Here is a 26862-nt window from a genome sequence, read left to right on the forward strand (position 1 = left end):
ACCTGGTGGGCGGCCCCCTCCGCGAGGGTTACCGCCGGACCTGGCGGGGCGGCGCCGACCCTGCCGCCGCTCCTGCGGGCGAGGTCTCGGTGGTGCAGAACGTGGCGATCGACTGCGCGGACGCCTACGAGCTGGCCCGGTTCTGGAGCCTGGTGACCGGCCGTCCCCTGGATCCCGAGTACGGACCCGGGGACCACGAGACGCACGTGCCGATGGTGGAGGGGCCGGCGCTGTACTTCAACCAGGTGCCGGAGCCGAAGACGGTGAAGAACCGGATCCACCTGTGTCTGCGGCCCGGGACCTCGCGGGACCGGGAGGTGGACCGGCTGCTGGCCCTCGGCGCCGGCTTCGTGTCCGACCACCGGAACCCCGACGGTTCGGGCTGGGCGGTCCTCGCCGATCCCGAGGGCAACGAATTCTGCGTGCTGCGGAGCGCGTCCGAGCGGGCGGCCGGCCAGTGAGGACCCGCATCGGGGAGCCGTGAGGATCTTTGGATGTCCTGCGGATGCCCGGCATGGGGTCCGGATGGATTTGCCCTGACGGCTCGTAGGGTTGTCGCATGGGCTACGACCTCGTCATCTTCGACAACGACGGCGTGCTGGTGGACAGTGAGCCGCTCGCCAACAGCATCCTCGCCGGGTACCTGACCGAGCTGGGCCACCCGACCTCGTACGAGGAGTCGCTCCGCGACTACATGGGGGCCGCGGTCCACCGGGTCCACGACCTGGTGCGGGAGCGGACCGGGCAGGCGCTGCCGGCCGACTTCGACAGCACGCTGCACGCCCGTACCTTCGCGGCCTTCGAGCGGGAGCTCAAGCCCGTGCCCGGGGTCGAGGGGGTGCTGGCGGCCCTGGTCGAGAGCGGGACGGCGTACTGCCTCGCGTCCTCCGGGAGCCACGAGCGGATCCGGGTCGGGCACCGGGCGGCCGGGCTCGACGAGTGGTTCGAGGAGGAGTGGATCTTCAGCTCGGAGGACGTGGGGAAGGGCAAGCCCGCCCCCGATCTCTTCCTGCACGCCGCCGACCAGATGGGCGTGGCCCCGGCACGGTGCGTGGTCATCGAGGACAGCCCGCTGGGTGTCCAGGCCGCGCTGGCCGCGGGGATGGACGTGCTCGGGTACACCGCGATGGTGCCCGCGGACCGGCTGCCCGGGGCCACCGCGTACTTCGGCGACATGAACCAGCTGGCCGGGCTGCTCGGCCTGGAAGTCGACACCACCGGGTCCGGATACACCGGATACGGCGGCGGGTTCTCGCACTGACCCAATCGATATGTGATCGCTCTACCCACCGGTAGGTCCGACGCCTACGCTGAGCCGCCATGACAGCAGACGTGCGGCTGCGCCGCGGGCGCGGGGCGTTGGGGTTCAGTTTCTTCGTGCAGGGCGTGGCCTTCGCGCTCCTCGTGACGCGGATCCCCGCCATCCAGGACCGGTACGGGATATCCGACGCGCTGCTGCCCGTCTTCCTGGCCGCCGTGCCGATCCTCGCCGGTGTGTCCAGCGTGGTCACCGAGCACCTGGTGAAGCGGGTCGCGCCCAGCACCGTACTGCGCTGGGCGCAGCCGCTCGTACTGCTCGCCCTGCTGGGCGTCGGCGCCGGCAGCGAGATGTGGCACGTGGCGCTGGCGCTCGGGGCGTTCGGGCTGTTCGTGGGGGCGCTCGACGCTTCCATGAACATGCTCGGGGTGAGCCTGCAGGGCGCGTACGGGCGCAGCATCATGCTCGGCTTCCACGCCTCGTACAGCCTCGGCGGGATCCTGGGGGCCTCCGCCGCGTGGGCGGGGGCGCACTGGCACCTCTCGCTGTTCAGTTCCTATCTGCCCGCCGTGGTGGTGCTGCTGCCGCTCGCGCTGCTCGCCAGCCGGTTCTACGTGGACCAGGACGGCAAGGCCGCCGGGACCGGGGCCGCCAAGGGGCTCGGGCCGGGCGGGTTCAAGCTGCTGCTGCCGCTGTGCCTGGTGATGGCGTGTGCGTACATCGGGGACTCGACGGTCTCGAACTGGAGCGCCAAGTACCTCCAGGACGTGCTGGGCAGCTCCGAGCAGCTCGCCACCGTTCCGTACAACGTCTACATGGTGACCACCCTGCTCGGGCGGGCCGTCGGGGACCTCGGCGTACGGCGCTTCGGGGCCGTGGCCGTCGTACGGATCGGGACGGTCGTCGCGGCCGGCGGGTTCGCCGTGGTCGCGGTGGCGCCCGGGGCGTGGGTGGGGATGCTCGGCTTCACGCTGCTGGGGTTCGGGCTGTGCGTGATCGTGCCGCAGACCTTCGCCGCCGCGGGGCGCCTGTTCCCGGACTCCTCGGACACCGCCATCGCGCGGCTCAACATCTTCAACTACGTCGGATTCCTCATCGGGGCGCCGCTCGTGGGCGGGATCGGGGACGCCTGGAGCTACCGGGGGGCGATGCTCGTGCCGATGGTGCTGGTCCTCGTCACTCTTTTCTATGCCCGCTCGTTCGGTACGGAGCCCGCCCGATACGGTGTTCGGCATGAGCGGCGAACCGGTGACCGGGCTGTTGATGTGGGACGAGGCGGTAACGAAGTATGACTTCGGGCCGGGACATCCGATGGACCCGGTGCGCCTGGAGCTGACCATGGGCCTGGTACGGGCCTTCGGGCTCGACCGCGAGCTCGAGGTACGGGCGGGCCGGGCGGCCGGGGAGTCGACGCTGAGGCTGGTCCACCGCGAGGACTACGTCGCGGCGGTGCGCGAGGTGTCCGCCGACCCCGGGGTCGCGGACGGCTCGTACGGGCTGGGGACGGCGGACGACCCGGCGTTCCACGGGATGCACGAGGCGTCCGCGCTGATCGCCGGTCAGTCGGTGGCGGCGGCCGAGGCGCTCTGGCGGGGTGAAGCCGGGCACGCCGTGAATTTCGCCGGCGGGCTGCACCACGCGATGCCCGGCGGGGCGGCGGGGTTCTGCGTCTACAACGATGCGGCCCTGGCGATCGCGCGGCTGCTGGAGCTCGGGGCCGAGCGGGTCGCGTACGTGGATGTGGACGTGCACCACGGGGACGGGGTCCAGGCCGCGTTCTGGGACGACCCGCGGGTGCTGACCATCTCGATGCACGAGCATCCGCGGACGCTGTTCCCGCAGACGGGCTGGCCGGAGGAGACGGGCGGGCCGGCGGCGGAGGGCTCGGCGGTCAACATCGCGCTGCCCGCCGGGACCGGGGACGAGGGGTGGCTGCGGGCCTTCCACGCGGTGGCGCCCGAGCTGTTGGAGGACTTCCGGCCCCAGGTGCTGGTGACTCAGCACGGGGCCGATACGCACTTCGAGGACCCGCTGGCGCACCTGGCGGTGTCGTTGGACGCGCAGCGGGCGGTGCAGGAGGCGTGCCACGAGCTGGCGCACTCGTGTGTCGAGGGCGGGCGGTGGCTGGCGCTCGGGGGTGGCGGGTACGCGGTGGTGGATGTGGTCCCGCGGTCCTGGACGCACCTGGTCGCCATTGCCGGGCACCGGCCGATCCCGCCGGAGACGGCTGTGCCGGGGTCCTGGCGGGATGCGGTGTATGCGCGGACGCGGGAGGTGGCGCCCGGGCGGATGACGGACGGGCGGGTGCCCGGCTGGCGGGACTGGGAGGGTGGGTACGACCCTGCCGACCGGATCGACCAGGCCGTACTGGCCACCCGGCGGGCGGTGTTCCCCCTGCGGGGGCTGCTGGCCTGAGCCCTGCGGGGCCGTCCCCTACCCACCCTTCCACCGTTCCCTGGGGCTCCGCCCCAGACCCCGGTCCTCAAACGCCGGACGGCTGAAAAGACCCCGGACCGGTTGGGCCAACGGGTGGGGGATTGGCCGGAACTGGTGAGGTGTCAGGGTTGGTGCGGGAGCATCGGGAAGGTGTTGAGTACCGGCGCGTTGCGTGCGCATCTGCTGGCCGCCCGGCTTGCCGGGCCCGTGGCCACATCGCGGGAGGAAAGCCTGCGCAGTTACCGGCTGTTCGCGGCGCGGGATCCGCGGGTTCTGCTGGGGCTGGATCCCGCGTGGGGGTGGGGCGAGGGTGATCTGCTGCGGCTGATGGCGCAGAAGTGCGGGGTCTCGGCGGATCCCGCGCACGTCAGCGGGCCGGACGTGATCGATCCGGAGCTGACGGTGGCGGGGCTGGAGGCCTTCGCGGAGCGGCTGCGGGCGGCTGCGGACGCGAGGGCCCCGGTGTTGTTCGGGACCGGTCACCCGCACCGGCTCCTGGGGTTCTACGCCACCTTGGCGGGGGCGTTGTCGGCGGCGGGATGTGATGTCCTCACTCCGGCGCGGGGGGCACCCGTGGACATGCAGACCCGCTTCGGCGTACGCACGCACCGCATCGATTACGTACGAGGGGTCGCACTGGTGCGGGAAGAGGGCGTGCGGCCGGACGGGAGTGGCACCGGCGCGCACTCCCATTCGCCGCTGCCGGTTCGGATCGCGCTCGGGGCGCTGGCGGAGGCCGGCGGGCCGTTGCCGGAGCTGGTGGTGGGGGACCACGGGTGGGTCTGCGGTGCAGGTCAGCTCGGTGTGGAGGCGATCGGGCTGGCTGATACCGATGATCCCGCGCTGTTCGTGGGGGAAGCCGAGGGGCAGGTCTCGGTGGCGGTTCCGCTTGATGACGCGGTGCGCGCGGACTACTACCGACCGCTCACTCGCTATGTACTCAATCGGGCGAGTCTGTCGGGTCGGCAGGAGTGGACGTAGCTCCTCTTCCCCACTCGTATCACACGCCCCTACTCTGGTGAGTGAGCGTGCGACGACGGGGCGTAACCGGAGGGGAAGCCGGTGCCCGTCATGCGCGGAAGGTCAAGGTGTGTCATGGCTGCTGGCGAGAGGCCTCTCAGTGAGGTTCAGTTCCTGACCGTGGCGGAGGTCGCCTCGGTGATGCGAGTGTCGAAGATGACCGTGTACCGCTTGGTGCACAACGGACATCTGCCCGCAATCCGGGTGGGCCGGTCCTTCCGGGTCCCCGAAAATGCGGTGCACGAGTACCTGCGCGAGTCCTTCGTGGGGGTGGAATCGGCCTGAGGGCATGGGCCGGGAGCGCGTGGTTACCCCTCGGGGGCACTCGGATTACAAGCTCAGAGCTCGGGCGGGTAGGCTAGGCCGACGTAGGTCGTGTGGGCCCCGACGCCCCGCACCGAATGAAGAGAAGTGAGCGAGGGTAGTCGTGGGCTCTGTTATTAAGAAGCGGCGCAAGCGGATGGCTAAGAAGAAGCACCGCAAGCTGCTCAAGCGCACCCGCGTCCAGCGCCGTAACAAGAAGTAAACGGCAGCTGTACGTGTTCTCCGCAGCCCCTCCACCATTCTGGTGGGGGGGCTGCGGTGCAGCCGGAGACGGTTGTTCCGATCTAGGGAGGCGCTGAGCTCGTGGGGAAGGTCGTGCTGGTCACCGGGGCTGCCCGGCAGCTGGGGGGCCGCTTCGTGCGGCGGATCCAGCGGGACCCCGAGGTCGAGCGGGTGATCGCGGTCGACGCCGTGACCCCGCCGCACCGGCTCGGCTCGGCCGAGTTCGTCCGTGCGGACATCAGGCAGTCGGGCATCGCCCGGGTGCTGGCGGAGAACGCGGTCGACACGGTGGTCCATCTCGCGGTGACCGGGGGAGCGGCGACGGGCGCGGGCTCCGTCTCGTACGGCACCGTCAAGGAAACGAACGTCATCGGGACGATGCAGCTCCTGGGAGCCTGCCAGAAGTCCCCGACGGTCCGGCGGCTCGTGGTGAAGTCCAGTACCAGTGTGTACGGGGGCACCTCGCGGGATCCGGCCGTCTTCACCGAGACCACGCAGCCCAAGTCGCTGCCCACCGCCGGCTTCGCCAAGGACGCCACCGAGGTCGAGGGATACGTACGCGGCTTCGCGCGCAGGCGGCCCGACGTCGCGGTGTGCGTGCTGCGGTTCGCGAACATCCTCGGGCCCTTCGCCGACTCGGCGCTCGCCGAGTACTTCTCGATGCCGCTGATCCCGACCGTGCTGGGCTACGACCCGCGGTTGCAGTTCGTGCACGAGGACGACGTACTGGACGTGCTGCGCCTGGCCTCGCAGACCAGCGGGCCCGGCGGGCTCAGCGGGACCTTCAACATCGCCGGCGACGGGGTGCTGCTGCTGTCGCAGTGCGCGCGGCGGCTGGGACGGCCGACGGTGCCGCTGCTGCTGCCCGCGGTGACCTGGGTGGGCTCGGCGCTGCGTGCGGTCGGGGCGACGGACTTCTCGCCCGAGCAGATAAGGCTCCTCACGCACGGGCGGGTCGTGGAGACCGCGCGGATGCGCGAGGTGCTGGGATTCGAGCCGATGTATACGACCGCCGAGACCTTCGCCGACTTCACGCGGAGCCGCGGCGGCGGGCTGCTCCCGCCGGAGCGGGTCGCGCGGGCCGTGGACCGGGTGGCCGGGATGCTGGACGTGGACATGGATGGAGCGCAGCGATAGTGGCGGACGCCAAGGTCATTCCGTTCGACGAGGACCGGCCGCGACGGCGGTCCTCGCCCGCCCGGCGGGTACGGGTCGCGCCGGAGGCGCCGCTCGCACCCGCGGCGGAGCCGGCGGCGGAGCCGGTGGTGGAGGCCGTACCGGAGCCGGCCGCGACGGGGGAGGGCTGGGACCAGCGGATCGCGGGCGGGCTGGCGTTCCTGCGGCGCCGGATCACCGGGGAGTACGAGGTCGACGACTTCGGCTACGACAAGGAGCTGACGGACCAGGTCCTGATGTCCCTGATGCGGCCGCTGTACGACAAGTACTTCCGGGTCGAGGTCAAGGGCATCGAGAACATCCCGAAGGAGGGCGGCGCGCTGATCGTGGCGAACCACTCCGGGACCCTGCCCCTGGACGGCCTGATGCTCCAGGTCGCGGTGCACGACCAGCACCCGGCGCAGCGGCACCTGCGGCTGCTGGCGGCGGACCTGGTGTTCATGCTGCCCGTGGTGAACGAGCTGGCCCGCAAGGCCGGGCACACCCTGGCGTGCGCGGAGGACGCGCAGCGGCTGCTGGAGGCCGGGGAGCTGGTGGGCGTGATGCCCGAGGGCTTCAAGGGGATAGGGAAGCCGTTCGGGGACCGGTACAAGCTCCAGCGGTTCGGGCGGGGCGGGTTCGTGTCGACGGCACTGCGTGCGGGGACGCCGATCGTGCCCTGCTCGATCGTGGGCGCGGAGGAGATCTACCCGATGATCGGGAACTCCAAGACCCTGGCGAGGCTGCTGGGGATCCCGTACTTCCCGATCACGCCGACGTTCCCGCTGCTGGGGCCGCTGGGGGCGGTGCCGCTGCCGACGAAGTGGACGATCCAGTTCGGCGAGCCGATTCCGACGGACGGGTACGCGGCGGAGGCCGCCGAGGACCCGATGCTGATGTTCAACCTGACGGATCAGGTGCGGGAACAGATCCAGCACACGCTGTACAAGCTGCTGGTGCAGCGGCGGTCCGTCTTCTTCTGACGGGCCGATTCTGATGGGCTGATGGGCATGCCGAAGCGCCGGCGGGGCTGAGATATCAGCCCCGCCGGCGCTTTCGGTTGGCCGGCGCTAGTCGGCGTCCTCCGCCTTGATGCCCAGGCCTGGGAGCAGGCCGGGGAGGAGGGGCGGGAGGGTGATGTCCGGGTGGGCGGGCGTGGGCGCGGCGCCGGGCTCGGACGGGGTGGACTGACCCTGGGCCGCGGGCGGGTCCAGGAGGTTGCCCGTACCGCCCAGGAGGCCGCGGCCGTCCGGGGGCGGGGTCTTCGGGGAACCCGAGGTCTGGTCCGTCGACGGGTTGGGTGCCGCGGACGGGGTGCCCGGGGAGGGCGCCGTCTGCTGCTTGCCCGCCGGGGCGCTCGGCTTCGTGGACGGGCCGGAGCCGCGGGTCTGCTCCGGAGGCTTCGGGAGCAGGCTCTGGAGCGGCGCCACCTCTTGGTCTATGGCCTGGAAGACCGACTCCACCTCACCGCCCACATCGGTGAGCTGCGCCGGGAGGTTGCCCCGGAGCTTGGCCCACGCGTCCCGGTGTGACCGGGAGAAGGAGGACAGCGCCTGGATGGGGCCGAGCGAGCCGTCCCGTTCGTAGGCGGCCTGGAGCAGCCGGTGGCCCTCCGAGGCGTCGTGCTTCATGCCCGCGAGGGCTCGGCGGATCTCGCCGAGCGACTCGTGGTCGAGTGCGCCGAGACGGCCGCGCTCCATGAGCCGACGGGCTTCCGACAGCCGGCTCGAGGCCTGGTCGAGATAGAGCTCGCCCCGGTCCGAATCGTCGTCGGCCATCCCGAGCCGGATGTCCTCCATGCCCCGCTTCACGGGGTACAGGTGGTCACCCGGGAGGGCGTCCGTGCTGGCAGCGGCCACTCCGCTGAAGGCCCCCGCGGCCACACCTACGGTGAGACCGCCCGCCGCGATGCCCTTGGACCAGCGGGAGCGGGGCCGCAATTTCCGGAGCGAGGTCGCCCGGTGGGCGCCGCGGCCGGTCCGCTGTTCGGGCACTTGAGGGTCGGCGGCCACGCCGCCCCCGGCCCTCTCTTCCATCACCTTGGCTTCCATGGCGGCAATGAGCTGGGCTCGTTGCACCACTTTCACTTCGGGGTCCAGCACCGGGCGCGGCATTCTTTCGCCGAGCACGCTCGCCAGGGCCAACAACCGGTCGTGGTCGGCAGGTTCGGCAGGTGCCTCGGACTGCTCGGCCGCCGGGTCCGGTTCCGAAAGGTCGGACGGGGTCCGCTCCTCCAGGGCCTGGGCGAAGGCGTTCGCCCGCCGGTGCGGAGTCACGTTCGCGATCACTGGCGGCACCTCCTCTCGTCATGACGATCGACTCCCCAAGGTGTCCGGAAGGTTGCCTTCCTTGAGCACATCCACACTTTCGAGTGAGCGGCTTCAGGCAGGGCTTGTCCACAGGGAGCCTGCATTCCCCACAACGAGCGGCGCGGCACTTGGGTTACGGACGAAAGATGATCGGACCACAGCGACATTGGATTCGTCACTGCCGTCCCGGTCGGCGGAGCAGTCGGTGTCATCAAGATCATCAGGGAGGGGTACCGAAATGTGAGAGGAGGGCGGCGTCAGCGGGCGTCGTCGGGGAGGAGGCGGGCCAGGGTGCGGACCGCCCGGTACTGGAGGGTCTTGATCGCACCCTCGTTCTTCCCCATGACCCTGGCCGTCTCGGCGACCGAGAGGCCCTGCAGGAAGCGCAGGGTCACGCACTCCTGCTGCTGCGGATTGAGTTTCCGTACGGCTTCCAGCAGGGCCGCGTTGGAGAGGGACTCCAGGACGGAGTCCTCGGGGGACCGTTCCACCTCGTTGGCGTCGAGCATTTCGCCTGTGGTGACCTCCAGGCGGAAGCGGCTCGACTTGAAGTGGTCGGCGACCAGGTTGCGGGCGATCGTCACGAGCCAGGCGCCGAAGTCGCGGCCCTGCCAGGTGAAGGTGGAGATGCGGCGCAGCGCACGCAGGAAGGTCTCGCTGGTGAGATCCTCCGCGGTCGCCTTACCGCCGACGCGGTAGTAGATGTAGCGGTAGACGGTGTCGCTGTACTGGTCGTACAGGCGGCCGAAGGCATCGGCTTCGCCGGCCTGGGCGCGTTCGACCAGGTCCATCATGCGGGCCTGGTCGCTGTCCGCGGTGGGGCGGCGGGCGGCCGGCGCGGTGGTCCCGGAGGCTGCGCCCCCGGCGGACGAGCCGCCGGCGCGACCGCGTCTGCCCACCGTTGCCCCGCCGTCGGTCAGGGCATAGCAAGGACCGGCCGGGCCGAGTCCGGCGGGGACCGCGGTGGCGAATGCGGGGGCGGTGTACGCGGTGGGGACGAAGCCGCGCAGCTGGTCGAGGACCGTTGCGCGCAGCGTAGCCAGGCCCGAGGCGTCAACCCCGACAGGTGGGTACACGGGACTCCCAGAGGCAGAGCTTCCATCACGTGCAGTGCGGGACCGTTCACCCGTCGTAGCGACAGATGGCGGTGGCATGCGTTTGAGGAGAATAACGCTTCGTACAGGCAGCGCTACACCCAGTTGCTCAAATCACCGGTTACGACACTTCTGTTGCGTGTCGAGGGCATATTCAGGCACGGATGGTGATCGATTCTTGATCGGTTGGGTGCGCGGAATGGCTGCTTCCACGGTGGCTCGCGACCGAGTAGGGCAGCGCGGAGTGCCGCGCCGGGGGCGCGGGTAGAGGTGAGCGAATGCGCCGGGCCGGAGGGTGTGCCGGGCGTGGTGGGGCGGGAGGCCGGGCAGGGCCCCGTAGCCGCTACTTGCGGCGGCGGTGCAGGGCGATCGCGGCGGCCGTGCCGCCCGCGATCGCGCCGACGCCCGCGGCGGCCGGGACGCCGATCTTCACGGCCTTGCGGCCGGTCCGATAGTCGCGCAGGCGCCAGTCGTTGGTGCGGGCATGCTTGCGCAGTTTTGTGTCGGGATTGATCGCGTACGGATGTCCGACCAGCGACAGCATCGGAATGTCGTTGTGCGAATCGCTGTACGCCGCGCAGCGCGCGAGGTCGAGTCCCTCGGCGGCGGCCAGGGCTCGGACCGCTTCCGCCTTGGCGGGGCCGTGCAGCGGCTCTCCGACCAGCCGGCCGGTGTAGACGCCGTCCACGGACTCGGCGACGGTGCCGAGGGCTCCGGTCAGCCCGAGCCGGCGGGCGATGATCGTGGCGGTCTCGACGGGGGCGGCCGTGACGAGCCAGACCTTCTGGCCGGCGTCGAGGTGGGCCTGGGCCAGGGCGCGGGTGCCCGGCCAGATCCGCGTGGCCATGTACTCGTCGTAGATCTCCTCGCCGATGGACATCAGCTCGGAGACCTTGTGTCCCTTGACGATGGACAGCGCGCTGTCGCGGGCGTCCTGCATGTGCTCGGGGTCCTCGACCCCGGCGAGCCGGAACCAGGCCTGCTGCCAGGCGAAGCGGGCGAGTTCGCGGCGGCGGAAGAACTCCCGCTTGTAGAGGCCGCGGCCGAAGTGGAAGATCGCGGCGCCCTGCATGACGGTGTTGTCGAGGTCGAAGAAGGCGGCGGCCAGGTCGTCGCCGGCGACGGGGAACTCGGGCTCCTCGGGCTCCTCGGCCTCGGCGGGCTCCTGCGGTTCCGCTTCCGCGGCTTCGGCGTCCGCGAGGAAGTCCGCACCGTCGAATTCCTCGTCGGCCACCGCGGTCTTGCGGGCGGCCTCGGCCGAGGCCTCGCCTGCCAGCACGCTCCGCGCGGTGGCGGAGCGCCTACGGGGGGTGAGCCATCCCAGAGCGGCCATGACGCGAGCATAGCCACTGTGTTCGGGAGTTCCCGAACCGATGGGAGTCCGGGATATGAACTCTTCCCGCGCCGGACCCGGGCCGGTCGGGGTGCGGGCGCGGGAGAATGGGTGCATGAGTCCTTTGCTGCGCCGTGCCGAGAAGAAGCGTCCGGAGGAGCGGTTGGTCACGCTCATCGGGAAGCCGGGGTGCCATCTCTGTGATGACGCCCAGGAAGTGGTCGAGAAGGTCTGTGCCGAGACGGGCGCACAGTGGGAGAAGAAGGATATTTCGCAGGACGAGGAGTTGTACCGCCTGCACTGGGAGCAGATTCCGGTCGTGCTGGTGGACGGCGAACAGCACACCTTCTGGAGGGTGAACCCTGACCGGCTCCGACGGGCATTGCAGGCTTGAGTCGTCGGACGGTTACCATCGTGGGCGATTTATGGGGTCTCGGGGGCGTATTGGTGAGGAGTGTGTACCGTTTTGCCCCCTTCGGGAATTGAACGGGTTCGGCGTGTCGGCGGTTCCCGGTCCATAGGCCCAAGGCGCGTGACCCCGGTCACTTTGCTCGGACAAAGCGGACACAATCTTTGTGCACGCGTTCACAAAGACATAGCCTGCATTCGACGGGGTGGTCCTGGGACAAGTGGCCACCTGCAGCCCCGCTCATCCCGCAGGAGCATCGTGGCAACTGGCCGAACTCACCGACCGGCGACCCGCAGCCGAGGTATTCCCGAGGCCACTGTCGCCCGGCTTCCGCTGTACTTGCGCGCCCTCACCGCGCTCTCCGAGCGATCGGTGCCCACGGTGTCCTCCGAGGAGCTGGCCGCGGCCGCCGGAGTCAACTCCGCGAAGCTCCGCAAGGACTTCTCCTACCTCGGTTCCTACGGGACCCGCGGGGTCGGGTACGACGTGGAGTACCTCGTCTACCAGATCTCCCGCGAGCTGGGCCTGACCCAGGACTGGCCGGTCGTCATCGTCGGCATCGGTAACCTCGGCGCCGCGCTGGCCAACTACGGCGGTTTCGCGTCCCGCGGTTTCCGCGTGGCCGCGCTCATCGACGCCGACCCGGCCATGGCCGGCAAGCCGGTGGCGGGGATGCCCGTGCAGCACACCGATGAGCTGGAGAAGATCATCGAGGAGAACGGCGTCTCGATCGGGGTCATCGCGACCCCGGCGGGGGCCGCGCAGCAGGTGAGCGAGCGGCTCATCGCCGCAGGGGTCACCTCCATTCTGAACTTCGCGCCGACCGTGCTGTCCGTGCCCGAGGGCGTCGACGTGCGCAAGGTCGACCTGTCGATCGAGCTGCAGATCCTGGCCTTCCACGAGCAGCGCAAGGCCGGGGAGGAAGCGGCCGCGGCCGCTGCCGCCGGGACTCCCGTCGCGGGCACCGGCACCGGGGCGGCTCCGGCCGCCGCCGTCGTGCCGCCCGCCGGGCGGGGCGCCGCCGTCGCGCGCAAGGGCGGGCCCGACGGGGACGTTCCGGCGGTGATGCCGGCATGAGTCTGCTCGTCGTTGGGCTGAGCCATCGCAGTGCGCCCGTGAGCGTGCTGGAGCGCGCCTCGCTGGCCGCCGATGCCAAGGTCAAGCTGCTGCACGACACGCTCGCCGCGGAGCCGGCGGCGGAGGCGGCGGTGCTCGCCACCTGCAACCGGATCGAGCTGTACGCCGACGTGGACAAGTTCCACGCGGGTGTCGCCGAGCTGTCCACCTTGCTGGCGCAGCACAGCGGGGTCGCGCTCGAGGAGCTCACTCCTTATCTGTACGTGCACTACGAGGACCGGGCCGTCCACCACCTGTTCTCGGTGGCGTGCGGGCTGGACTCGATGGTCGTGGGCGAGGGGCAGATCCTCGGGCAGATCAAGGACGCGCTGGCGCTGGGGCAGGAGCTGCACACTGCCGGGCGGCTCATCAACGATCTTTTTCAGCAGGCCTTGCGCGTGGGGAAGCGGGCGCACTCCGAGACCGGGATCGACCGGGCGGGGCAGTCGCTGGTGACCTTCGGGCTGGAGCAGCTCGCCGTGCGGGTGCCGGTGGAGGAGTGGGCCGCGGGGAAGCGGGCGCTCGTCATCGGGGCCGGGTCGATGTCGTCGCTGGCCGCGGCGACGTTGGCGCGGGTGGGTGTCGCCGAGGTCGTGATCGCCAACCGGACCGCCGAGAGGGCGGAGCGGTTGGCCGAGATTCTGGTTGCCTCGGGCACCGGGGTTGCGGCTTCGGCCATTGCGATGTCCGGTGTCGCGGATGAGCTGGGTCGGGTTGACGTCGTCGTTTCTTGTACGGGTGCCACTGGGTTGGTGCTGACCGGGGATGACGTGGCGGCGGCTGTGGAGGCGGGCCCTGCGGGGGCTGTCCCCTACCCGCCCTTCCACCGTTCCCCGGGGCTTCGCCCCGGACCCGATGACGGTGCGGCGCCGTTGCCGGGGGCCAGCCCCCGGACCCCCGCGCCTCAAACGCCGGCGGGGCTGGATGTGCCTGCGGGGCCGGATTCGGCTGGGGTCGACGCTGCCCTCGTTGCGCGGCTTGCCGTGCTTGCGGGGGAGGGGCGGCGGATTGCCGATGCCGGGGCCGTGCGGAGCAAGGTGGTCGTCGAGGAGCGGGACGGGTGTCCCGTCGGGCTCGAGGCGCTGGCTTCCGATCCGGGGCGGACCGCCGATGGGCGGGCCGCGCTCGCCGGGGTGGACGCCGGGTCGCTGGAGCTGCACGGGACCTGGGCCGACCAGGGCGAGGCCGCCGCGCAGCGGCAGCAGCCGCGCAAGGGCGTACGGGACCTGGTGGACGCGCAGCCCGTGCGGCTCGCGCTGCTGGACCTGGCCATGCCGCGGGATATTGATGCTGCCGTGCACCGGATTCCGGGCGTGCGGCTCGTCGACATCGAGTCGCTCGCCGAGACCTCCGCCGATGCGCCGATGGCCGCGGACGTGGACGCCGTACGCGCGATAGTGGCCGCGGAAGTGGCCGCCTTCGGGGCCGCCCAGCGGGCCGCGCACATCACGCCGACCGTGGTCGCCCTGCGCGCCATGGCCGCGGAGGTCGTCGCCATGGAAGTGGCGCGGCTCGACGGGCGCGTGCCCGATCTCGACGAGCGGCAGCGGGCCGAGGTCACCCAGACCGTGCGGCGCGTCGTCGACAAGCTCCTCCACGCGCCGACCGTGCGCGTCAAGCAGCTCGCGAGCGAACCCGGCGGCGCCGGGTACGCCGAGGCGCTGCGCGAACTCTTCGATCTCGACCCGCAGACGGTGGCCTCCGTCAGCCGGGCCGACGAGGCTGACAAGAACCACGACTCAGGACGGGCATCATGAATCCACGTCTCGACCAGCCGCTGAGGCTCGGCACGCGGCGCAGCAAGCTGGCCATGTCCCAGTCCGGGCATGTCGCCGAGGCGGTACGGGTGATCACCGGCCGGCCCGTCGAGCTCGTGGAGATCACGACCTACGGTGACGTGTCCCGCGAGAGCCTCTCCCAGATCGGCGGCACCGGCGTCTTCGTCACCGCCCTGCGCGAGGCCCTCGTACGCGGCGAGGTCGACTTCGCCGTGCACTCGCTGAAGGACCTGCCCACCACGCAGCCCGACGACCTCGTCATCGCGGCCATGCCGCAGCGCGAGGACCCGCGCGACGCGCTCGTCGCCCGCGACGGCCTGACCTTCGAGCAGCTGCCCGACGGCGCGCGCGTCGGCACCGGCTCGCCGCGGCGCAGGTCGCAGCTGCACGCGTACGCCAGGTCGCTGGGGAAGGTCATCGAGACCGTCGCCATCCGCGGCAACGTCGACACCCGGATCGGCTTCGTGCGCGGCGGCGAGCTCGACGCCGTCGTGCTCGCCGCCGCCGGGCTCAACCGGATCGGCCGCGGCGACGAGGCCACCGACCTGATCTCCGTGGACAACATGCTGCCCGCGCCCGGCCAGGGTGCCCTGGCCGTGGAGTGCCTGGCGTCCGACACGGACCTGATCTCCGCGCTCGCCGAGCTCGACGACCCGTACACCCGGGCCGCCGTGACCGCCGAACGCGCCCTGCTCGGCGCCCTGGAGGCCGGCTGCAGCGCCCCCGTGGGCGCGCTCGCCGACCTGCTGGCCGACGGGCAGATTGTCAATGAGATGCGCCTGCGTGGAGTCGTGGGAACCCTCGACGGTTCCACACTGGTGCAGCTGTCCACCACCGGTCCCGTGCCCCAGTCGTACGACGAGGCCATGGCGCTCGGCCGCGAACTCGCGGACGAGATGCTGGCCAAGGGCGCGGCCGGTCTGATGGGGGAGCGGTCGCTTTGAACCCCACAAGCCCAACCACCTCCGCGTTTCCGTCCGTCGCCGTCCAGGGGCACGTCACCTTCCTCGGTGCCGGCCCGGGCGACCCGGGACTGCTGACGCTTCGCGCCGTGGAGGCCCTGGCCGCCGCGGACGTACTGATCGCGGAGCCCGAGGTGCTCGAGGTCGTACGTACGCATGCGCGCGCGGGGGTGGACACGCCACAGCTGACAGTTGCTGACGAGAAGTCAGCAGCCGCCGGAGTCCCGGTCATCCGAGATGCCGCCAATCTTGTCATGGAGGCCGCGCGCTCCGGCAGGCGGGTCGTCCGTGCCGTCACCGGCGACCCCGGGCTCGACGGGAACGCGGCCGAGGAGATGCTCGCCTGCGCCACCGGCGGCATCCCCTTCGAGGTCGTCCCCGGCGTTGCGACCGCCGTCGGCGTGCCCGCGTACGCGGGTGTCCCGCTGACCGGCAAGCAGGGTGCGGACGTGAGGTTCGTGAACGCGCGGACCGCCTCCGCGCGCTGCTGGAGCGAGGTGGGCGCCAGCGACGGCATCCTCGTCGTCTCCGCGACCCTGGAGACCGTCTCGGCGGCGGCGTCCGAGCTGATCGGCGCCGGGCGCAAGCCCGACACCCCGCTCACCGTGACCGTGGCCGGTACGACGACCCGGCAGCGGACGTGGAGCGCGACCCTCGGGACCATCGCGCAGGTGTTCAAGCAGGGCAAGATCCTCCCCTCGCCCGAGGGCGCGCGCTCCGTCATAGCCGTGGTCGGGGAGCACGGCGCCGTCGCGCGCCGCGAGGAACTGTCCTGGTTCGAGTCGAAGCCGCTGTTCGGCTGGCGCGTGCTCGTGCCGCGCACCAAGGAGCAGGCAGCCTCGCTCTCCGACCAGCTCCGTTCGTACGGCGCGGTGCCCCACGAGGTGCCGACCATCGCCGTGGAGCCGCCGCGCACCCCGCAGCAGATGGAGCGGGCGGTGAAGGGGCTCGTGACGGGACGGTACGAGTGGATCGCCTTCACGTCGGTGAACGCGGTCAAGGCCGTGCGCGAGAAGTTCGAGGAGTACGGGCTCGACGCCCGTGCCTTCGCCGGCATCAAGGTCGCCGCCGTCGGCGAGCAGACCGCCGCCGCGCTGGTGGAGTTCGGCGTCAAGCCCGACCTCGTGCCCAGCGGTGAGCAGTCCGCGGCCGGTCTGCTGGAGGACTGGCCTCCGTACGACCCGGTCTTCGACCCGATCGACCGCGTCTTCCTGCCGCGCGCCGACATCGCCACCGAGACCCTGGTGGCCGGGCTGATCGAGCTCGGGTGGGAGGTCGACGACGTCACCGCCTACCGGACCGTGCGCGCCTCGCCGCCGCCGCAGGACACCCGCGAGGCGATCAAGGGCGGCGGTTTCGACGCCGTGCTCTTCACGTCGTCCTCCACCGTGCGCAACCTCGTCGGCATCGCCGGCAAGCCGCACAACGTCACCGTCATCGCGTGCATCGGCCCGGCCACGGCCAAGACGGCCGAGGAGCACGGGCTCCGGGTCGACGTGCTGTCGCCGGAGCCGAGCGTGGGCAAGCTGGCGGAGGCCCTGGCGGAGTACGGGGCCGCGCGCCGCGAGGCCGCGAAGGAGGCCGGGGAGAACGTGTACCGGCCGAGCGAGCGGCGGCCGGGGGCGCGCAGGCGTCGTACGACCTGATGGGCGGCTTAGCCGCGTCAGCGGTGTTACGTGGCAGGGCCCGGGTGCGATGTGCACCCGGGCCCTGTGGCATGTTCGGGCCCGTGACGGATCCCGATGAGGCGGTGGCCGCGCTGTGCGCGGCGGTGGAGGCGTACGAAGACGGGGCGGCCGGTGAGCTCGTGGGCGGGGGCGCGGATCCCGACCGGGTGCTGCCCGACGGTACGACCCCGCTGCTGCGGGCCGTCGAGGGCGGCTCCCCGGCGGTGGTGACGGCCCTGCTGGGCGAAGACGCCAGGCTACGGCTGCCGGAAGCGGAGCAGGGCCGGCTGATGGACGCGGCCCGGCGGTGGTACGAGGCGGGCGCGGAGGCGGAGCTGCGGCGGCTGACGGGGTCGGTGGGCCCGGCGGACACCGTGTGGGTGACGGACTCGGAGTACGAGGTCGTCCCGGAGACCGCCCTCGGCGGGAGGAAGGTACGGGCCGGGCACGGCGCGGTCCTGACCCTGCTGGAGTGGGAGTTCCGCATCCTGGCCCCAGTGGCGGAGCTGGTGGCCCGCGGGGTCCGGTCCCCGAGGAGGGACCACGTGGACCGGAGCGCCTCGCTCCACGTCCTGAACAGCCGCGTCAGCGCGCAGACTTGGGGCCAGGCGGTGGCCTTCCGGCACGATCCGGATCCCCGGCGGCGGGCCTTCGTGGTCGACCACATCCGGTACCGGATGTGGTCGTGGAGCGATACCGCGCACGCGGGCTGGTACGAGAAGGAGTGCAACCGGATCCTCACCGAGTGGGAGGCAGAGGAGACCGACGCGGACGTACTGGGCCGGGTGCTGGACGCGCTGGGCGAGACGGAGGTTCCCACTCGGGAGGCCATCGGGCTGCGGCGTGCCGGGCATCCGGACCCGGGTGTGCGGCGCTGGGTGCCGGGCCTCCTCGACCGGTTCGGCGAGCCGCTGTCGCCGGAGGGGCGGCGGGCGCTGCGGGTCCTGTGCCGTGACGGCGAAGGCGCGGTGCGGGCTTCGGCCGCCGTGGTGCTGGCCCGTGAGGAACCGGGGGAGAGGGAGGACCTGGAGCTCCTGCCGGACCTGCTGAGCGACCCGGACCCGGAGGTCGTGCGCCAGACCGCGTACAGCCTCGGGTCGGGAGCCCTCGGCGCGCCGGGGCTCGCGGACCTGCTGGTGCGGTGCCTCGACGCCGACGATCCGGACATCCGGCTGAGCGCGGCCTATGCCCTGGCCGTACGCGACGATCCGCGCACCCCGGAGGCCTATGCGAAGGTCGGCCCGCTGGGCCCCGAGTACGAGCACGACCACCGGCCGGGCGAGCTGCTGCGGTGGCGGTGGCGGAGGAATCCCGACCCCGCGTAGCGCACACCTGTGGCATGTTTCGGGGCATGACGGCACTGGGGGAAGCGGTTCGGTCGGGGGACGTGGAAGCGGTGGAGGCGCTGGTGAGGGCGGGTGCCGATCCCGACGGGCCGGACGAGGAGGGATTGCCGCCGCTGTGCGCGGCGGTGGCGGCGTTCGCGTACAAGGCCGCCGATGTCCTGGTGGAGGCCGGCGCGGACCCGGACCGGGTGCTGCCCGACGGTACGACCCCGCTGCTGCGGGCCGTCGAGAGCGGCTCCCCGGCGGTGGTGAGCGCGCTGCTGTGGTCCCGGGACCTGCCCGACCCGGGGGAGCGCCTGCCGGAGGCGGAGCGGGCACGGCTGCTGGACGCGGCCCGGCGCTGGTACGGGGCGGGCGCGGAGGCGGAGCTGCGGCGGCTGACGGGGGCGGTCGGCCCGGCGGAGACCTCGTCAGTGGAGGAGGAATGGTGCCAGGTCGAGGAGGTCGCGCTCGGCGGGCGGACCGTGCGCGCGGGACACGGCGCCGTGCTGACCACCCTGGAGTGGGTGTTCGGTGTGCCGGTCGCCTTGGAAGAACTGGTCGCCCGCGCCGTCCGGCACACCGACTCCTCGCACGTGGACTGGTCCGCGGCCGGCTTCCGGCTGGCGGAACGCCTCGCGGAGGGCAGCCGGGAGGTGGTGACCGCTCTGAGACACCACCCGTCCCCCGCCCGTCGCCGCTTCGCCGCCGACTGGCTGCTGAGCCGGCAGTGGTGCCTTGATGCCGACGCGTTCCCCTACGACGACGAGGACCGGGAGGTCCTCGCCGCCTGGGCGGACGTGGAGCCGGACCCCGAGGTCCTCGCGGTGGTGCTGTGGGCCCTCACCGAGCAGGACGTGGGGCATCCGAGGCTGGGGTCCATCGGCCTGAGGTACGCCGGCCACCCGGATCCCGGGGTGCGCGTGCGGGCGGTGGACTGCCTGGGCCGCTCCGACGGGCCGTCCATGGCCGCGGAGTACGAGGCCCTGCGGCTGCTGGCGGGCGACCCCGACGACGACGTGCGGTACGAGGCCGCCCTGAGCCTGCTGGGGGCGCAGCAGGACGTGGACGCCATGTACGGCGTGATCCGCGACCTGGTCCGGGACCCGCTCAGCCCGTTGCGGCCGGCGGCTGAGGAGCGCCTGGCGGAGTCCGGCGACCGCACGGCCGATGCCACGGACCTGCTGCTGTCCCTCCTGGACGCGGACGACACGCTGACCAGGATGCTCGGCGCGTACGGACTGGCCCTGCGGGATCACCCGGACACCCCGTGGGCGTACGCGAAGGCGGAGGAACTCGGACCCTTCCACCCTTCCGACCACCGGGGCAACAACGGCCTCTGGGACTGGGAGAAGCGCAACCGCCCCGCCGGGCCGACGAGCCCGGACGACGGGGCGGGGCCGGGGCGGGACGGGCTCTAGGCTGGTCCCGACTGCTGTCGAAGCTCGAAGAGGCGACTAGAAGATGAGCACGTACGGATCCTTCCCCGGCTCGCGGCCCCGCCGGCTGCGCACCACCCCGGCGATGCGGCGGATGGTCGCGGAGAACCGGCTGCACCCCTCGGACCTGATCCTCCCGGCGTTCGTCCGGGAGGGCATCAGCGAGCCGCTCGCCATCTCGGCGATGCCGGGCGTGGTCCAGCACACCCGGGACACGCTGCGGAAGGCGGCCGTGGAGGCGGTCGAGGCCGGGGTCGCGGGGATCATGCTCTTCGGTGTTCCGGCGGACGAGAACAAGGACGCGCGGGGCACGGCGGGCACCGAGCCGGACGGGATCCTCCAGGTCGCGATCCGCGACGTGAAGGCGGAGGTGGGCGACGATCTGGTGATCATGTCCGACCTGTGCCTGGACGAGTACACCGACCACGGTCACTGCGGGGTCCTGGACGAGCACGGCCGCGTGGACAACGACGCGACGCTGGAGCGCTACGCCGAGATGGCGCAGGTCCAGGCCGACGCGGGCGTCCACGTGGTGGGTCCGAGCGGGATGATGGACGGCCAGGTCGGCGTCATCCGCGACGCGCTGGACGAGACGGGCCACGAGGACGTCTCGATCCTCGCGTACACGGCCAAGTACACCTCGGCCTTCTACGGTCCCTTCCGCGAGGCCGTCGCCTCCTCGCTCCAGGGCGACCGCAAGACGTACCAGCAGGACCCGGCGAACGCGCGGGAGTCGCTGCGCGAGCTCGCCCTCGACCTGGAGGAGGGCGCCGACATGGTGATGGTCAAGCCGGCCGGGCCCTACCTCGACATCCTCTACCGGGTCGCGCAGTCGGTGGACGTCCCGGTGGCGGCGTACCAGATCAGCGGCGAGTTCGCGATGATCGAGGCGGCGGCGGAGAAGGGCTGGATCGAGCGCGACCGGGCGATCCTGGAGACCCTGCTCGGCATCAAGCGGGCGGGCGCGGACACGATCCTGACGTACTGGGCGACGGAGGTCGCGCAGTGGCTGCGGGCCGAGCGATAGCCGCGCACCGGCACGGCTGAGCGGCAGGCGGAGGGACCCGGGCGGGAATGCCCGGGTCCCCTTTTGTGTGCCGGGGCGGGGAACGGCCGGAATCGGTGGGGCCGGGCGTGTTGAGCGGGCCGCGAGCGGGGGGCGGTACAAAGGCGCTCACCTGCCGAATCAGGGCCGCGCCGCAGGACCACATCCCCGAAGGAAGCCTCATGGCCACTGACCAGATCTCGACCGGTTCTGCGCCGACCCGCTCCAGAACGGCGCCGCCCCGTACCGACGCACCGCCGCCCCGTACGGCCCGGCTCGACTCCCTCACCGGCCTGCGGTTCCCCGCCGCGCTGCTGGTCTTCGCCCATCACGCCTTCCTGCCCATACCCCCGCTGCGGCTGCTGGCGGACGACGACACCGAGTACCGGCTGGCCAGTTGGTTCACGCAGGCCGGCGGGCTCGGGGTGACCTTCTTCTTCGTGCTCAGCGGGTTCGTCCTGACCTGGTCGGCCCGGGACCGGGACACGACCACGGGGTTCTGGCGGCGCCGGTTCGTCAAGATCTACCCGAACTACGTGGTCACCTGGGCGCTCGCCCTGTCGCTGTTCGCGCTGTACTACACCTCCGCGGGCGTCGCGGTGGCCAACCTGTTCATGGTGCAGGTGTGGTGGCCGGAGTACATGACCAACTTCAGTGTGAACGCGCCGAGTTGGTCCCTGGCCGTGGAACTGGTCTTCTATCTGTGCTTCCCCGCCCTGCTGGCCGCCTTCAAGCGGATCGACCCCGGCCACCTGAAGTACTGGATCACCGGCGCGGTCGCCACGGTCGTGGCCACCCCCGCCCTCGCGTACGCGCTCTTCCCAAGCGGCGACCGCATTCCCAGCGGCCACGACAGCTCGGTCTCCCAGTACTGGTTCAGCTACGTGCTGCCCCCGGTCCGCATGGCCGACTTCGCCCTCGGCATCCTGGTGGCGCTCGCCGTGAAGCACGGGCGCTGGCGCAACATCGGCATGGTCTGGTCGAGCCTGCTGCTGGCCGCCGGCTACTGGCTGACCTTCCACGTGCCCTACCTCTACGGCCAGCGCGCCGTGATGATCGTGCCGATCGTGCTGCTGATCGCGGCCGCCGCGAGCGCGGACATCGAGGGCCGGCCCAGTCCGTTCCGCCATCGCGCGATGGTGTGGCTGGGCGAGATCTCCTTCGCCTTCTACCTGCTGCACTACATCACCATGTGTTCGCTGCGCTGGGCGCTGGGCGAGGAGCAGATGTACTCGCTCCCGGTCACCCTGGGCCTGCTGGCGGGCGTCGGAGCGGCCACGCTGCTGATGTCCTGGGGCCTCTTCGCCTGGGTGGAGACCCCGCTCGTCCGCCGCTTCGGCCGCTCGCGCCGCCGTACGAAGACCGCCGGCTGAGCCGATTCGCATCGGGTCCCGCCCGGGCGCACCCTGGAGGCAGGGTGCATCGACCCCTGGAGGTGATCCGCCATGACCACGCTCGTCGGGTGGCATGTGGAGCTCGAATTCACCGAGGAGGGCCACCGCACCAGTGCGGCGGCCCTGGTCAGACTCGGGGACGGCTCCGAGATACGGGCGCGCGGGTACGCCATGCGACACCCCTCCGACCCGGAGCAGCTGAAGGTCGGGGAGGAGATCGCGGGCGCTCGCGCGCTGATGGACATCGCATCGCAGATGCTGCAGAAGGCTCACACGGAGATCGACGCGGCGACGGGCCGGCACTCGTACCCGCTGCACTGACCGACGCACCGAGATCCGTACGTCGTGGCCCGTCCGCCCCCGTGGACGGGCCGCGGTGGTGTCGCGGTGGCCTCGTGGTGCTGCCTACCGCGTTCGGCGTTCGAAGACGACGGACGACAGGGCTACGGACGCCAGGCCGATGCCCGCGCACCAGGCCAGGGCGATCCAGGGGGCGTCGCCCGCGGGCCGGGCCAGGAGCAGGGCCCGGAGGGATTCGATCACCGGGGTCAGCGGCTGGTGGTCGGCGAAGCCGTGGAGCCAGCCGGGCATGGTGTCGATGGGGACGAACGCGCTGGACGGGTACGGCAGGAACATCATCAGGAAGGTGAAGCCGCCCGCCGCCTCCGGTGTGCCGACGAGCAGCCCGAGCGTCGCGGCCAGCCACGAGATCGCGGTGATGTACGCGACGAGCAGCGCGGCCGCGGCCAGGTAGCCGGACAGCGAGGCCCGGGGGCGGAAGCCGATGGCGAGGGCGACGGCCAGGACCAGTCCGGTGGAGACGAGGTTGCGCAGGACCGAGGCCGCGACGTGCCCGGCCACGATGGGGATGCCGCCGATGTCCAGGGACCTGAGGCGGTCGATCACGCCTTCCTTCATGTCGGTGGCGACACTGACGGCGGTGCTCGCCGCGCCGAAGCCCGCGCAGAGCAGCATCGCTCCCGGGACCACGTAGGTGACGTAGGCCGTGCCGGTGTCGATGGCTCCGCCGAAGAAGTACACGAAGATGAGCATCAGCATGACCGGCAGCATCAACGCCGTGATCAGGACGTCCGGTTGGCGGCTGCTGATGCGCAGGCTGCGCCCGGTGAGGGCGTAGGCCGCGGTGGCGGTGGTGGGGCGGGTCATCGTGGAAGTGGTCACGGAGCGGCTCCCGTCAGGGTGAGGAACACGTCGTCGAGGGTGGCGCCGCGGACCGTGAAGCGGTCCACGGCCGTGCGGTCCGGGTCGAGTGCGTCGAGCAGGGACCGCACGTGGGCGGCGCTGCCGTCGGTGGGCAGGCTGAGGCCGAGCTCCTCCGGCGCGAGGGTGAGGCCCTCCGCGGTGGCCGCGGGTTCCCCCGCGGTCAGTTCGAGCGCGCGCGGGGCCAGGGCCTCGTAGGCGGCCCGGCCGGTGAGGGTCAGGTCGAGGCGGTGGCCCGCCACGCGGGACTTGAGCTCCGCGGGGGTGCCTTCGGCGGCGATCCGGCCGTCGGCCAGGACGGCCACGCGGTCGGCGAGCCGGTCGGCCTCCTCCAGGTACTGGGTGGTGAGCAGCACGCTCGTGCCGTCGGTGCGCAGTTCCCGTACGAGTTCCCACAGGTCCTGGCGGCTGCGCGGGTCGAGCCCGGCGGTCGGCTCGTCCAGGAAGATGACTTCGGGCCGGGCGACCAGGCTCGCGGCGAGGTCGAGGCGCCGGCGCATGCCGCCGGAGTAGGTCTTCGCGGGGCGCCCGCCGGCCTCGGTGAGCCCGAAGCGTTCCAGTAGCTCGTCGGCCCGCGCCCGGGCCGCGCGCGGGCGCAGTCCGCGGAGGCGGCCCATCATGCGGAGGGTCTCGGCGCCGGTCTGGAGGTCGTCGACGGCCGCGGCCTGCCCGGTGAGGCTGATGGAGCGGCGTACGAGGGCCCGCGCGGACGCGGTGTCGTGCCCCGCGACCCGCGCGGTGCCGGAGTCGGGCTCGGTGAGGGTGGCGAGGATCCGGACGGTGGTGGTCTTCCCGGCGCCGTTGGGGCCGAGCAGGGCGAGGACGCTGCCGCGCGGGACGGCGAGGTCGATGCCGTCGAGGACGCGCAGGGCGCCGTAGGACTTGGTCAGAGCAGTGGCGTGGATGCCGAGGTCGTCCATGGCGGACTCCGTTCTGCGTTCTGCGTATGGGTTACGCGTCATTGCGTAAGTAATACACAGAACTAGGATGTGCGTCAACGACTCATGACGGAGGGTGGAGGGAGGGAGCAGCGATGGCGAACGAAGCGGAAGACGACGGCACCGGGCTCCCGGCGAGCCTGGCGATGGCCTGGGGCCTGCGCGAACGCCCCGGCAAGGGCCCGCGCCCCACCCTGACCCTCCAGCGGATCGTGGACGCGGCGGTCGCTCTCGCCGCGGGGGAGGGCATGGACGCCGTCTCCATGGGCCGGGTGGCCAAGGAGCTGGGCGTCTCGACGATGTCCCTCTACCGGTACGTCACGGCGAAGGAAGAGCTCTACATCCTGATGGCCGATGCGGGCGTCGGCACCCCGCCGGCTCCCTCCGGGAGTGCGGACTGGCGGGAGCTGCTGTCGGAGTGGGCCTACGCGCAGCGGGCCGTCCTGATGGCGAACTCCTGGATCGTGCGCATCCCGCTCACCGGCGCCCCGGTCAGCCCGAACCAGCTCGCCTGGATGGAACGCGGGCTCGCGGCGATGGCGGGGACCGCCCTGCGGGAGGGCGAGAAGGTCTCGGCGATCATCCTCATCGGCGGCCTGGTCCGCAACGAGGCGACGATGGTCGCGGACATGATGGACGCCATCGTGAAGTCAGGCGTCGCACCGGACCAGGTACTGGGCCGCTACGTACGCACCCTGCGGCTGATGACCGGCCCGGACACGCACCCGGCGGTGACGCGCCTGCTGGAGTCCGACGCGTTCTCGGGTGCGGACGAGCCGGACTTCCAGTTCCGCTTCGGCCTGGACCGCATCCTGGCCGGCCTGGCCGCGCTGATCAGCGAGCGGTCCACTCCGTGAGGGCGGCCCAGGCGGTGGGGGTCAGGTCCAGTACGGGTCCGTCGGCGAGCTTGCTGTCACGGACGTGGACGGTTCCGGGGCAGGTGGCGACCTCTACGCACTGGCCGCCTTCGTCGCCGCTGTACGAGGACTTTCGCCAGGCGACGGCCACCTCCAGGCACTGGCCGCCCTCGCTGCCGCTGTAGCTGGACTTGAACCACGTCAGTGCGTTGGTGGCGCTCATGTCTCTCCTAGCAGGCGGTCCAACAGGCCCCGTGTCTGCTCGGTGTTGAGGGCCTGAGTCCGCAGCATTGCATACTTGCGCGCGAGGATGCTGACCTCATTCGGGTCGGAGATCAGGTGGCTGCCGCGCTGGCTTTCCGTGTACGCGAAGTGCTGGTGGTCCGAGGTCTCCAGGAGCGTGAACGGGCCGTTGAGGCCCGCGTGCGAGGTGCGGCCCAGGGGCATGACCTGGAGGCTGACGTCCGGCAGGTCGGAGCAGGCGCGCAGGTGGCGCAGCTGCTCCGCGTGTACCTCGTCCCCGCCCAGCCGGTCCCGTAGGACCGCTTCCCAGACGACGAAGCTCAAGGTCGGCGGGTTGGCGCGGCGCAAGATCTGCTGGCGTGCGATGCGAGCGGCGGTCAGCGACTCGATCTCGGCCTCGGGGTGGGCCGGGACGCGGCAGGTGAAGACGGCCCGGGCGTGGTTCTCGGTCTGGAGCAGGCCCGGTACGACCTGGTTGTCGAACCAGGAGAGGGCGATGGCACTGTGCTCCAGTTCCATGTACTCCTCGGCCCAAGGCGGCGTCACGTCCACGGCGGGCATCTCTGCGGCCGCGACGCTCAAGGTCCCCGGCAACCCCAGGTGCTGGTCCATCAGCTCGGCGACATCCGGCATCAACGCACGCCGCCCCTGCTCGATGGACGCGATCGTTTCCGCGTCCAAACCGACCAGCCCTCCGAGCTGCCTCTGCGTCAGATTCTTTGCGATGCGGGCCGCGGCCACCTGCTTGCCGACCATCTTCATGGTCGTCGCGTTCGGCCGTGCGCGTTTCCTCGGTGGCATGACGATGGACTCCCCACCCTTGCGGATGAACTACCCCGTGCCAACCCGTACTCATCACTGAGTACGGGTTGGCGCTCAGCCACACGCTAGTCACGTAACGCGACGATCGGCACGTGAATCTGCATACTCAACCCGCCCTGGTCCAGGAGCGCCTCTACCTGCGCTCACCCCAAACCATCAGCGCCGCACGACACTTCACACGTGACACCTTGGCCGCATGGGGCAGGGCCTCCTGGCAGGACGACGTGTTGCTCTGCGTGAGCGAGCTGGCGACCAACGCGCTGCGGTACGGGGTCCCGCGCGGTCGGGGCTACCTGCTGCGACTGCTCACGTACGACGGGACCGTCCGCGTCGAGGTCCACGACAGCGGCCCCGGGCTGTCGCGGATCGGGGAGCGGACCTCCGGGCGGGGGCTGCTCCTGGTCGGGGCGCTGGCCGATGCGTGGGGGGTGCTGCCCCGGGCTCCCGGGAAGGTCGTCTGGTGCGAGTTCCGGGGGCTCGGCTGATGTCGCGCGG

28 protein-coding genes are annotated in these 26862 nt (G+C 71.6%); 21 read left to right on the forward strand and 7 right to left on the reverse strand.

The features are described from left to right. Positions 1–92 precede the first annotated feature (92 nt). From OG435_RS26235 to OG435_RS26275, 9 genes are all read left to right on the forward strand, one after another. Positions 93–461, forward strand: coding sequence for a VOC family protein (locus tag OG435_RS26235; protein ID WP_266882095.1), 369 nt, complete (start codon positions 93–95; stop codon positions 459–461). Between the two features lie 98 nt (positions 462–559). Beyond that, complete coding sequence (locus OG435_RS26240) at positions 560–1261, forward strand: HAD family hydrolase (RefSeq protein WP_266880328.1); 702 nt, start codon at positions 560–562, stop codon at positions 1259–1261. Between the two features lie 59 nt (positions 1262–1320). Beyond that, positions 1321–2550, forward strand: a complete 1230-nt coding sequence (locus OG435_RS26245; protein ID WP_266880330.1) for an MFS transporter — start codon at positions 1321–1323, stop codon at positions 2548–2550. Next, complete coding sequence (locus OG435_RS26250; protein ID WP_266882097.1) at positions 2522–3673, forward strand: acetoin utilization protein AcuC; 1152 nt, start codon at positions 2522–2524, stop codon at positions 3671–3673. The genes OG435_RS26245 and OG435_RS26250 overlap by 29 nt, the downstream gene beginning before the upstream one ends. A gap of 171 nt (positions 3674–3844) precedes the next feature. Then, positions 3845–4675 carry a phosphatase gene (locus OG435_RS26255; protein WP_266880332.1) on the forward strand — a complete coding sequence of 277 codons (831 nt, stop codon included), beginning with the start codon at positions 3845–3847 and terminating at the stop codon, positions 4673–4675. 114 nt (positions 4676–4789) lie between these two features. Then, positions 4790–4999 carry a helix-turn-helix domain-containing protein gene (locus tag OG435_RS26260; protein ID WP_162688852.1) on the forward strand — a complete coding sequence of 70 codons (210 nt, stop codon included), beginning with the start codon at positions 4790–4792 and terminating at the stop codon, positions 4997–4999. Positions 5000–5141: 142 nt separating this feature from the next. Continuing rightward, positions 5142–5240, forward strand: a complete 99-nt coding sequence (locus tag OG435_RS26265) for a 30S ribosomal protein bS22 (protein ID WP_003948845.1) — start codon at positions 5142–5144, stop codon at positions 5238–5240. Positions 5241–5341: 101 nt separating this feature from the next. Continuing rightward, positions 5342–6397 carry an NAD-dependent epimerase/dehydratase family protein gene (locus OG435_RS26270; protein WP_266880337.1) on the forward strand — a complete coding sequence of 352 codons (1056 nt, stop codon included), beginning with the start codon at positions 5342–5344 and terminating at the stop codon, positions 6395–6397. Then, a complete protein-coding gene (locus tag OG435_RS26275; protein ID WP_266880339.1) occupies positions 6397–7398 on the forward strand; it encodes a lysophospholipid acyltransferase family protein in 1002 nt (333 codons plus the stop codon). Before OG435_RS26270 ends, OG435_RS26275 begins: the two co-directional genes overlap by 1 nt. 87 nt (positions 7399–7485) lie before the next feature. On the opposite strand, the gene OG435_RS26280 is transcribed toward OG435_RS26275, so the two are convergent. The 3 genes from OG435_RS26280 to OG435_RS26290 all read right to left on the reverse strand — a co-directional run bounded on the left by OG435_RS26280 (position 7486) and on the right by OG435_RS26290 (position 11151). Then, positions 7486–8703: a DUF5667 domain-containing protein gene (locus OG435_RS26280; protein WP_266880341.1), complete on the reverse strand. Its 1218-nt coding sequence runs from the start codon at positions 8701–8703 to the stop codon at positions 7486–7488. 278 nt (positions 8704–8981) lie between these two features. Continuing rightward, positions 8982–9800: an ECF subfamily RNA polymerase sigma factor, BldN family gene (locus OG435_RS26285; RefSeq protein ID WP_266880342.1), complete on the reverse strand. Its 819-nt coding sequence runs from the start codon at positions 9798–9800 to the stop codon at positions 8982–8984. Positions 9801–10161: 361 nt separating this feature from the next. Further along, positions 10162–11151: an HAD family hydrolase gene (locus OG435_RS26290; protein WP_266880343.1), complete on the reverse strand. Its 990-nt coding sequence runs from the start codon at positions 11149–11151 to the stop codon at positions 10162–10164. 115 nt (positions 11152–11266) lie between these two features. Between OG435_RS26290 and OG435_RS26295 the strand changes: the two genes are divergently transcribed. The 10 genes from OG435_RS26295 (at position 11267) to OG435_RS26340 (ending at position 22607) form a co-directional block, all read left to right on the forward strand. After that, a complete protein-coding gene (locus tag OG435_RS26295) occupies positions 11267–11545 on the forward strand; it encodes a glutaredoxin family protein (RefSeq protein WP_250741030.1) in 279 nt (92 codons plus the stop codon). Between the two features lie 273 nt (positions 11546–11818). Continuing rightward, positions 11819–12637: a redox-sensing transcriptional repressor Rex gene (locus OG435_RS26300; RefSeq protein ID WP_266880346.1), complete on the forward strand. Its 819-nt coding sequence runs from the start codon at positions 11819–11821 to the stop codon at positions 12635–12637. Then, the gene (locus OG435_RS26305) at positions 12634–14433 is read left to right on the forward strand and encodes a glutamyl-tRNA reductase (protein WP_266880347.1); all 1800 of its coding nucleotides are present in this window, start codon (positions 12634–12636) and stop codon (positions 14431–14433) included. The genes OG435_RS26300 and OG435_RS26305 overlap by 4 nt, the downstream gene beginning before the upstream one ends. Next, a complete protein-coding gene (gene hemC, locus OG435_RS26310) occupies positions 14430–15398 on the forward strand; it encodes a hydroxymethylbilane synthase (protein ID WP_266880349.1) in 969 nt (322 codons plus the stop codon). Before OG435_RS26305 ends, hemC begins: the two co-directional genes overlap by 4 nt. Continuing rightward, a complete protein-coding gene (locus OG435_RS26315; RefSeq protein WP_266880351.1) occupies positions 15395–17062 on the forward strand; it encodes a bifunctional uroporphyrinogen-III C-methyltransferase/uroporphyrinogen-III synthase in 1668 nt (555 codons plus the stop codon). Before hemC ends, OG435_RS26315 begins: the two co-directional genes overlap by 4 nt. Positions 17063–17145: 83 nt before the next feature. After that, on the forward strand, positions 17146–18408 hold the full coding sequence (locus tag OG435_RS26320; RefSeq protein WP_266880353.1) for a HEAT repeat domain-containing protein: 1263 nt from the start codon (positions 17146–17148) through the stop codon (positions 18406–18408). A 14-nt stretch (positions 18409–18422) separates the two neighbouring features. Next, on the forward strand, positions 18423–19829 hold the full coding sequence (locus OG435_RS26325; protein ID WP_323187905.1) for a HEAT repeat domain-containing protein: 1407 nt from the start codon (positions 18423–18425) through the stop codon (positions 19827–19829). 43 nt (positions 19830–19872) lie between these two features. Next, complete coding sequence (gene hemB / locus OG435_RS26330) at positions 19873–20874, forward strand: porphobilinogen synthase (RefSeq protein ID WP_266880357.1); 1002 nt, start codon at positions 19873–19875, stop codon at positions 20872–20874. A gap of 200 nt (positions 20875–21074) precedes the next feature. After that, positions 21075–22265 carry an acyltransferase family protein gene (locus OG435_RS26335; protein ID WP_266880359.1) on the forward strand — a complete coding sequence of 397 codons (1191 nt, stop codon included), beginning with the start codon at positions 21075–21077 and terminating at the stop codon, positions 22263–22265. A 72-nt stretch (positions 22266–22337) separates the two neighbouring features. Continuing rightward, on the forward strand, positions 22338–22607 hold the full coding sequence (locus OG435_RS26340; RefSeq protein WP_266880361.1) for a DUF1876 domain-containing protein: 270 nt from the start codon (positions 22338–22340) through the stop codon (positions 22605–22607). Between the two features lie 84 nt (positions 22608–22691). On the opposite strand, the gene OG435_RS26345 is transcribed toward OG435_RS26340, so the two are convergent. Together OG435_RS26345 and OG435_RS26350 are read right to left on the reverse strand one after the other, a co-directional pair. Beyond that, a complete protein-coding gene (locus tag OG435_RS26345) occupies positions 22692–23453 on the reverse strand; it encodes an ABC transporter permease (protein WP_266882099.1) in 762 nt (253 codons plus the stop codon). Positions 23454–23464: 11 nt separating this feature from the next. Beyond that, a complete protein-coding gene (locus tag OG435_RS26350; RefSeq protein WP_266880362.1) occupies positions 23465–24427 on the reverse strand; it encodes an ABC transporter ATP-binding protein in 963 nt (320 codons plus the stop codon). A 113-nt stretch (positions 24428–24540) separates the two neighbouring features. Here OG435_RS26350 and OG435_RS26355 point away from each other — a divergent pair, with 113 nt between their 5' ends. After that, the gene (locus OG435_RS26355; RefSeq protein ID WP_266880364.1) at positions 24541–25302 is read left to right on the forward strand and encodes a TetR/AcrR family transcriptional regulator; all 762 of its coding nucleotides are present in this window, start codon (positions 24541–24543) and stop codon (positions 25300–25302) included. Here OG435_RS26355 and OG435_RS26360 read toward each other — a convergent pair. Continuing rightward, positions 25280–25525, reverse strand: coding sequence for a DUF397 domain-containing protein (locus tag OG435_RS26360; RefSeq protein WP_266880366.1), 246 nt, complete (start codon positions 25523–25525; stop codon positions 25280–25282). The genes OG435_RS26355 and OG435_RS26360 overlap by 23 nt on opposite strands. Beyond that, a complete protein-coding gene (locus OG435_RS26365; RefSeq protein WP_266880368.1) occupies positions 25522–26346 on the reverse strand; it encodes a helix-turn-helix domain-containing protein in 825 nt (274 codons plus the stop codon). The genes OG435_RS26360 and OG435_RS26365 overlap by 4 nt, the downstream gene beginning before the upstream one ends. 113 nt (positions 26347–26459) lie before the next feature. On the opposite strand from OG435_RS26365, the gene OG435_RS26370 reads away from it, so the two are divergent. Next, on the forward strand, positions 26460–26852 hold the full coding sequence (locus tag OG435_RS26370) for an ATP-binding protein (protein WP_266880370.1): 393 nt from the start codon (positions 26460–26462) through the stop codon (positions 26850–26852). Positions 26853–26862 lie beyond the last annotated feature (10 nt).

The sequence above is a fragment of the Streptomyces sp. NBC_01264 genome (genome assembly GCF_026340675.1).
Classification (GTDB): Bacteria; Actinomycetota; Actinomycetes; order Streptomycetales; family Streptomycetaceae; genus Streptomyces.

Coding starts and splice junctions, on each gene's coding strand:
- OG435_RS26240 (WP_266880328.1), top strand. CDS start 560: ATGGGCTACGACCTCGTCATCTTCGACAACGACGGCGTGCTGGTGGAC.
- OG435_RS26245 (WP_266880330.1), top strand. CDS start 1,321: ATGACAGCAGACGTGCGGCTGCGCCGCGGGCGCGGGGCGTTGGGGTTC.
- OG435_RS26250 (WP_266882097.1), top strand. CDS start 2,522: ATGTGGGACGAGGCGGTAACGAAGTATGACTTCGGGCCGGGACATCCG.
- OG435_RS26260 (WP_162688852.1), top strand. CDS start 4,790: ATGGCTGCTGGCGAGAGGCCTCTCAGTGAGGTTCAGTTCCTGACCGTG.
- OG435_RS26290 (WP_266880343.1), bottom strand. CDS start 11,151: ATGGCCGCTCTGGGATGGCTCACCCCCCGTAGGCGCTCCGCCACCGCG.
- OG435_RS26295 (WP_250741030.1), top strand. CDS start 11,267: ATGAGTCCTTTGCTGCGCCGTGCCGAGAAGAAGCGTCCGGAGGAGCGG.
- OG435_RS26305 (WP_266880347.1), top strand. CDS start 12,634: ATGAGTCTGCTCGTCGTTGGGCTGAGCCATCGCAGTGCGCCCGTGAGC.
- hemC (WP_266880349.1), top strand. CDS start 14,430: ATGAATCCACGTCTCGACCAGCCGCTGAGGCTCGGCACGCGGCGCAGC.
- OG435_RS26325 (WP_323187905.1), top strand. CDS start 18,423: ATGTTTCGGGGCATGACGGCACTGGGGGAAGCGGTTCGGTCGGGGGAC.
- hemB (WP_266880357.1), top strand. CDS start 19,873: ATGAGCACGTACGGATCCTTCCCCGGCTCGCGGCCCCGCCGGCTGCGC.
- OG435_RS26335 (WP_266880359.1), top strand. CDS start 21,075: ATGGCCACTGACCAGATCTCGACCGGTTCTGCGCCGACCCGCTCCAGA.
- OG435_RS26340 (WP_266880361.1), top strand. CDS start 22,338: ATGACCACGCTCGTCGGGTGGCATGTGGAGCTCGAATTCACCGAGGAG.
- OG435_RS26345 (WP_266882099.1), bottom strand. CDS start 23,453: ATGACCCGCCCCACCACCGCCACCGCGGCCTACGCCCTCACCGGGCGC.
- OG435_RS26350 (WP_266880362.1), bottom strand. CDS start 24,427: ATGGACGACCTCGGCATCCACGCCACTGCTCTGACCAAGTCCTACGGC.
- OG435_RS26355 (WP_266880364.1), top strand. CDS start 24,541: ATGGCGAACGAAGCGGAAGACGACGGCACCGGGCTCCCGGCGAGCCTG.
- OG435_RS26360 (WP_266880366.1), bottom strand. CDS start 25,525: ATGAGCGCCACCAACGCACTGACGTGGTTCAAGTCCAGCTACAGCGGC.
- OG435_RS26365 (WP_266880368.1), bottom strand. CDS start 26,346: ATGCCACCGAGGAAACGCGCACGGCCGAACGCGACGACCATGAAGATG.